The organism is Streptomyces sp. NPDC002785 (assembly GCF_040295565.1).
In the GTDB taxonomy this organism is placed as follows: Bacteria; Actinomycetota; Actinomycetes; order Streptomycetales; family Streptomycetaceae; genus Streptomyces.
In genome coordinates, this window is the sequence record NZ_JBEOVN010000308.1 from 1 (window position 1) to 5,792 (window position 5,792).

The window sequence follows — 5,792 nt, forward strand, 5'->3', positions numbered from 1 at the left end:
CCCGCAACTCGGCGGCCTGTTCCACGGAAAGCTCCATGCCAGCACCAACGAGACACACAAGATCACGTAACGCTGACGGGATCACGAGACACTAGGGTCACGCTCGTGAAACTCGTCGTGCAGGTTCGCCTCCTGCCGGATGCCGCGCAGGCACCGGCCCTTGAGGCGACCCTGCGCGCGGTCAACAAGGCGGCGAACCGGGTGTCGTCCGTGGCGTTCGAGCACTTCGGGCTCAAGGCCAGGGAAACCCTGCTGCGGAAGCTGTGTTACGGCGAACTCAAGGCCCGTGGGCTGGGGGCGCAGGCCGCGCAGCACGTCATCAAGCGCGTGTGTGACGCCTACACCACACTGCGCGCGAACATCCGCAACGGGAACCTCGGGCCCCAGGGGTCGAAGCGGCGCCGGAAGGCGGAGTCGAAGCCGATCGTCTTCCGCCCCGATGCGGCGCACACCTACGACGACCGGTGCCTGTCCTGGCAGTACGACGCGCAGAAGGTGTCGGTCTGGACCCTCGCGGGCCGGGTGAAGAACCTGAGGTTCGCCTGCTCATCCAAGGCGCTCAAGCAGCTCGCCGGGCACCGCAAGGGCGAATCCGACCTGGTGGTGCGGGACGGCAAGTGGTTCCTGGTTGCCACCATCGACCTGCCCGAGCCGGAGGTTTTCGAACCGAAGGACTTCATCGGGGTGGACGGGGGCATCGTCAACCTCGCCACCACCTCGGACGCAGACAACCACTCCGGCCGCAGACTCGGCCGCTACCGCAGGTGGCAGGCCCGCAAGAAGGCCGAGATCCAGGCCAAGCGCACCCGCTCATCCAAGCAGCTCCTCAAAAAACGCGCCCGCCGCGAGGCGAGGCACGCCACCCACATCAACCACAAGATCTCCAAGCAGACGGTTGCCGTCGCGCAACGCACCGAACGCGGAATCGCCCTCGAAGAACTGAGGGGTATCCGCGAGCGGGTCACGGTTCCTCGCGACCAGCGGGCCCGTCTGTCCTCCTGGCCGTTCCACCAACTCGGCGCATTCCTCGCATACAAGGCCCGCCGGGCCGGAGTGCCGTTCATCGAGGTGGACCCGGCCTACACCTCGCAGCGCTGCCCGCGCTGCGGTCACACCGCGAAGAACAACCGCCCTTCGCGTGATCATTTCTCTTGTCGTCGGTGCGGCCTCGCTGGGCCGGCCGACCACGTCGCCGGGGTGAACGTGCGCAACCGCGCACGCTCGGCGTGGGTATTCGTCAACATGCCCGATCCGCTCCCGGCCCGGGCCGGGAGCGGTAGATGTGACCCGTGACCGCCCTGTCGTAGGGGGCAGTCGGGAGCATAAACAAAGCCGTATCGAACCGAGTCAGCAAGCTCGGTCGTTTACGGCCGAGTAGTTGACCCCCGGTCCAGATAGGCGAGCACCGCAAGAACACGGCGGTTGTCGTCGTCGGACGGTGGCAGGCCGAGCTTCCCGAAGATGTTCGAAGTGTGCTTGGCCACCGCCCGCTCCGTGATCACCATCTGCGAGGCGATCGCCGCGTTCGAACGGCCCTGCGCCATCAGCTCCATGACCTCCAGCTCACGTGGAGTCAGCCCGCCCATCGGCTTGTCCTGCGAACGCCGCGACAGCAACTGTGAAATCACCTGCGGGTCCATCGCGGTGCCGCCCGCGGCGACCCTGCGTACCGCATCGATGAACTGCTCCGCGTCGAAGACCCGGTCCTTGAGCAGATAGCCGATGCCCCCGTTGCCGTCCGCCAGCAGCTCGCGCGCGTACAGCTGCTCCACGTGCTGCGAGAGCACGAGCACCGGCAGCCCCGGCCGGGCCTTCCTGGCCGCCAGGGCGCACTGCAGCCCCTCGTCCGTGTGGGACGGCGGAAGGCGGACGTCTACAACGGCGACATCCGGCTCCAACTCGGCCAGCGCTCTGGTCAGTTCGGGCCCGGTCTCGACGGCTGCCGCGATCTCGAAGTCGTATGCCTGCAGCATCCGGACCAGACCATCACGCAGCAGGAAGAGATCTTCGGCTAGGACAACTCGCAAGGGATCTCCATGGTCACCATGGTGGGACCGCCCGCGGGACTGCTGACGGCCATGATGCCGTCGAATGTACCGAGCCGCCGTTCGATTCCGCTCAGGCCCGAGCCGGATCCGACCGCCGCACCGCCCCTGCCGTTGTCCGTGACGGAGACCCTCAGCATGGCGTCCGCGTGGTGGATTTCGACCCGGACGCGGTCGGCCCCCGAGTGCTTGGCGGCGTTCGTCAGCGTCTCGCTCACCGCGAAGTACGCGGCCGACTCGACCGCGGCATCCGCCCGGCCGTTCAGCTCCACCCGGACCTCCGACTCGAAGGGCAGACGCAGTGCCAACGCCCTGACCGCGTCCCCGAGTCCGCGTTCGGCGAGGACCGGCGGGTGGATGCCCCGGACCAGATCGCGCAGTTCCGTGAGGGCTTCGGCCGAGGACTCACGGGCCATGGCGAGGAGCTTCTTCGCCTGCGCCGGATCCTTCTCGATGAGCGCCTCCACGGTGCCCAGGTTCATGCCCATGGCAACCAGCCGGGCCTGCGCACCGTCGTGCAGGTCGCGCTCGATGCGCCGCAATTCGGAGGCCGCGGTGTCCACGGCCTCGTGCCGGGTCTCGGTCAGCCGGTCGATGCGCCGGGCCAGCTCCTGCTCATGGGTGGGGGCCAGCACTGAGCGGGCGATCACGAAGTGCAGTCGCAGCAACCGTTCATTGACCAGCACGCCGGTCGCGAAGAGCACCACACCGAGCGCGGCGGCGGCAAGACCCGTCGCCTGGCTGTCGACCGGAACGAACGCGTACCAGCAACGGTCGTCGGTGAAGACCCGCCACAGGCCCGCCGCCAGGACGAAACCCTCCACCGGGTAGAGCAGCAGCGCGACGGCCACGGTCGACACCACATAGCCGGCCGTCATGTCGACCAGCAGCCACCGGATGTCCCGCCAGGTCGCCGGGTCCTTCAGCAGCAGCGTGGTCCGCTCCACCTGACCGGTGAATCCGGTGCGCAGATCCTTCGGGAAGGAGCGGTACGGGACCGGAATGCGGACGTCGGACCAGGTGACCGCGAGCAGCCGGCGCTGGTTGGCGTGCTTGCGGACCAGCTCCAGTACGTAGGGGGTGGTGACCAGGCCGATGCCCAGCGGGATGAAGACGATGGAGAGAACCGTCCACACGAAGAGGGTGATCGACCCGGCCAGGCTGGCGATCGACAGTACGACTCCCCGCCCGGCGGCCAGCAGCGCGCCCCTTACCCGGGTCCGTATCGCGTTCATCTCGGTCCGTCTCCCCTCGCCGGCCCCCGTATCGGGCCCGTCCGCAGACAGTCTCACCCGGCGGACTCCCCGGGCGTCAGCCGTTTCGCCACCCGGGCGGGGTGTACCCAGCACCACCCTGCCGACCTCGCCCTATGGCTCGGCGAGAGGGGGCTTCGGCGGCTGGGGCGGGCGCCGCCCCGTTCCTAGATTCATCAACGACGGATTCGCCGTCGACTTCCTCGCACTTCCTCGCACTTCCTCGTACTCCTTCCACTTCCATCTGATCCTGTCTGAACTTCTGGGGGCGAACACGTCATGAGACGCAACCTTGCGGCACGTATCGGTGTGTGGAGCGCACACCACCGCAAGACCGCCGTTCTCGGCTGGCTGCTCTTCGTCGTGCTCGCCACGGGCATCGGCGGCGCATCCGGTCTGGTCGAGATGTCCGACTCGGAGAACGCCGCGGGTGATTCGGCGCGGGCCGAGCAGATCCTCGACGACGCCGGGCTGGGGCAGCCCGCCGGCGAGCTGGTCATGGTGTCCGCCGCGAAGGCGGGTGACTGGCAGGGCGCCGCCCGCGAGGTCTCTGCCGCCATGGGGAAGACCGGCGAGGTGGCGAACCTCGCGGCGCCGATCCCTTCCAAGGACGGCAAGGACGCGCTGATCACCTTTGACATGAAGGGGGACGCGGCGACGGCGCCGGACAGGGTGCAGCCCGTGCTCGACGCCCTGTCCGCCGTCCGCGCGGACCACCCCGACGTCACCATCCACCAGTTCGGCGAGGCCACTGCGGGGAGGTGGCTCGGCGACCTGCTCTCCGAGGACTTCAAGAAGGCCGAGTTCACCGCCGTACCCCTCGCCCTGGGTATTCTGCTGGTCGCCTTCGGCGCCGTCGTCGCGGCGCTGCTCCCGGTCGGACTGGCACTGACCGCGTGCATGGCGGCCTTCGGGCTGCTGTCGCTCGCCAGCCACCAACTGCACCTGTTCCAGACCACGTACTCCGTGATGTTCCTGATGGGCTTCGCCGTCGGCGTCGACTACTGCCTCTTCTACCTGCGGCGCGAGCGCGACGAACGGGCGGCGGGACGCGATGCCGAGACGGCGCTGCGCATCGCGGCGGCGACCAGCGGCCGGGCCGTGCTCGTCTCCGGGCTCACGGTCATGGTCGCGATGGCCGGCATGTTCCTGTCCGGACTGATGCTGTTCAAGGGCTTCGCCCTCGCCACGATCATCGTGGTCTTCATCGCGATGCTGGGCTCGGTGACGGTGCTGCCCGCGCTGCTGTCCTGGCTGGGCGACCGGATCGATGCGGGACGTGTGCCGTTCCTCAACCGGCGGGGGAGCCGACGTGACAACCGGCGCGCCCGCACCAGTGGCGGGATCGCCGGCACGGTGCTGAAGCCCGTCCTGTCCAGGCCGAAGATCTTCGCGGTCGCCTCGGTCGTCGTACTGCTCGCCCTGGCCGCGCCCGCCCTCGGCATGAAGACCGAACAGCTCGGCCTGGAGAAGCAGTTCGGCTGCGACTCGCAGCTGTCGGTCGCCTACCGGCAGATCAATGAGAACTTCCCCGGTGGCCCCGCTCCGGCGCGGGTGGTGGTCAAGGCCGACAACATCGAGGCGCCCGCACTGCGCAAGGCGTTCGACGGCTTCGACAAGGTGACCGTCCACAAGGCGCAGAACGTCGCGGAGATCGAGGTACCGCTCCCCGACGGCAAGGCAGGTCTTTCCGAGCTGCGACAGGAGCGGTTGCCCGCCGCGTTCGACGGGACCGGCGCCCAGGTGTACGTGACCGGGGAGATCGCCGGGTCCGTCGACTTCAACGACCAGCTGAAGCGCGGCATCGTCCCCGTCTTCGCCTTCATCACGGCGGTGACCTTCCTGCTGATGCTGTTCTGCTTCCGCTCGTACGTCATCGCCGTGACCTCGATCCTGCTCAACCTGCTCTCCGTGGCCGCCGCGTACGGAGTGATGGTCGCCGTCTTCCAGCACGGCTGGGGGGCCTCGCTGATCGGCTCGGAGGGGGTGGGCGCCATCGAGGCATGGATTCCGCTGTTCGTCCTGGTCGTTCTGTTCGGACTTTCCATGGACTACCACGTGTTCGTGGTCTCCCGGATCCGTGAGGCCCGCGAGCGAGGTCTGCACACCCGGGCCGCGATCGACGAGGGCATCCGGCGGACGGCGGGTGCGGTGACCGGCGCGGCCGCCATCATGGTCGCGGTGTTCGCGGTCTTCGGGACGCTGTCGATGCAGGACATGCAGCAGATGGGCGTCGGCCTCGCCGTCGCGGTGCTGCTGGACGCCACGATCGTACGGATGATCCTGCTGCCCTCCGTGATGGCGCTGCTGGGGGAGCGGAACTGGCGGACCCCGCGCGGACTGACCCGACTGCCGGTCCTGGAGCACGGCGAGCCGGAGACGGGCGCGGGCTCGGGGACGGGGACGGGGACGGGGACGGCCGAGGTTCCGGTGGAGTCGGGGACGCGGGGCTGACCGACCCGGCACACGAAGCGGCCCTGGTCCGGTACGTACC

Annotated in this window: 4 protein-coding genes; 2 read left to right on the forward strand and 2 right to left on the reverse strand. The window is 68.6% G+C overall.

Annotated elements, in window-relative coordinates; genetic code table 11:
- The first annotated feature begins 105 nt into the window (after nt 1-105).
- Nucleotides 106-1,293, forward strand: coding sequence for an RNA-guided endonuclease InsQ/TnpB family protein (locus ABTZ94_RS35870; RefSeq protein WP_351207373.1), 1,188 nt, complete (start codon nt 106-108; stop codon nt 1,291-1,293).
- 71 nt (nt 1,294-1,364) lie between these two features.
- Here the strand turns inward: ABTZ94_RS35870 and ABTZ94_RS35875 are convergent, their stop codons facing one another.
- Together ABTZ94_RS35875 and ABTZ94_RS35880 are read right to left on the reverse strand one after the other, a co-directional pair.
- Complete coding sequence (locus tag ABTZ94_RS35875) at nt 1,365-2,027, reverse strand: LuxR C-terminal-related transcriptional regulator (protein WP_351207375.1); 663 nt, start codon at nt 2,025-2,027, stop codon at nt 1,365-1,367.
- Nucleotides 2,012-3,280 (reverse strand): sensor histidine kinase, encoded by a 1,269-nt coding sequence (locus tag ABTZ94_RS35880; RefSeq protein ID WP_351207377.1) that lies wholly within the window; start codon nt 3,278-3,280, stop codon nt 2,012-2,014. Before ABTZ94_RS35880 ends, ABTZ94_RS35875 begins: the two co-directional genes overlap by 16 nt.
- Before the next feature lie 297 nt (nt 3,281-3,577).
- Here ABTZ94_RS35880 and ABTZ94_RS35885 point away from each other — a divergent pair, with 297 nt between their 5' ends.
- On the forward strand, nt 3,578-5,752 hold the full coding sequence (locus ABTZ94_RS35885) for an MMPL family transporter (RefSeq protein ID WP_351207379.1): 2,175 nt from the start codon (nt 3,578-3,580) through the stop codon (nt 5,750-5,752).
- Nucleotides 5,753-5,792 lie beyond the last annotated feature (40 nt).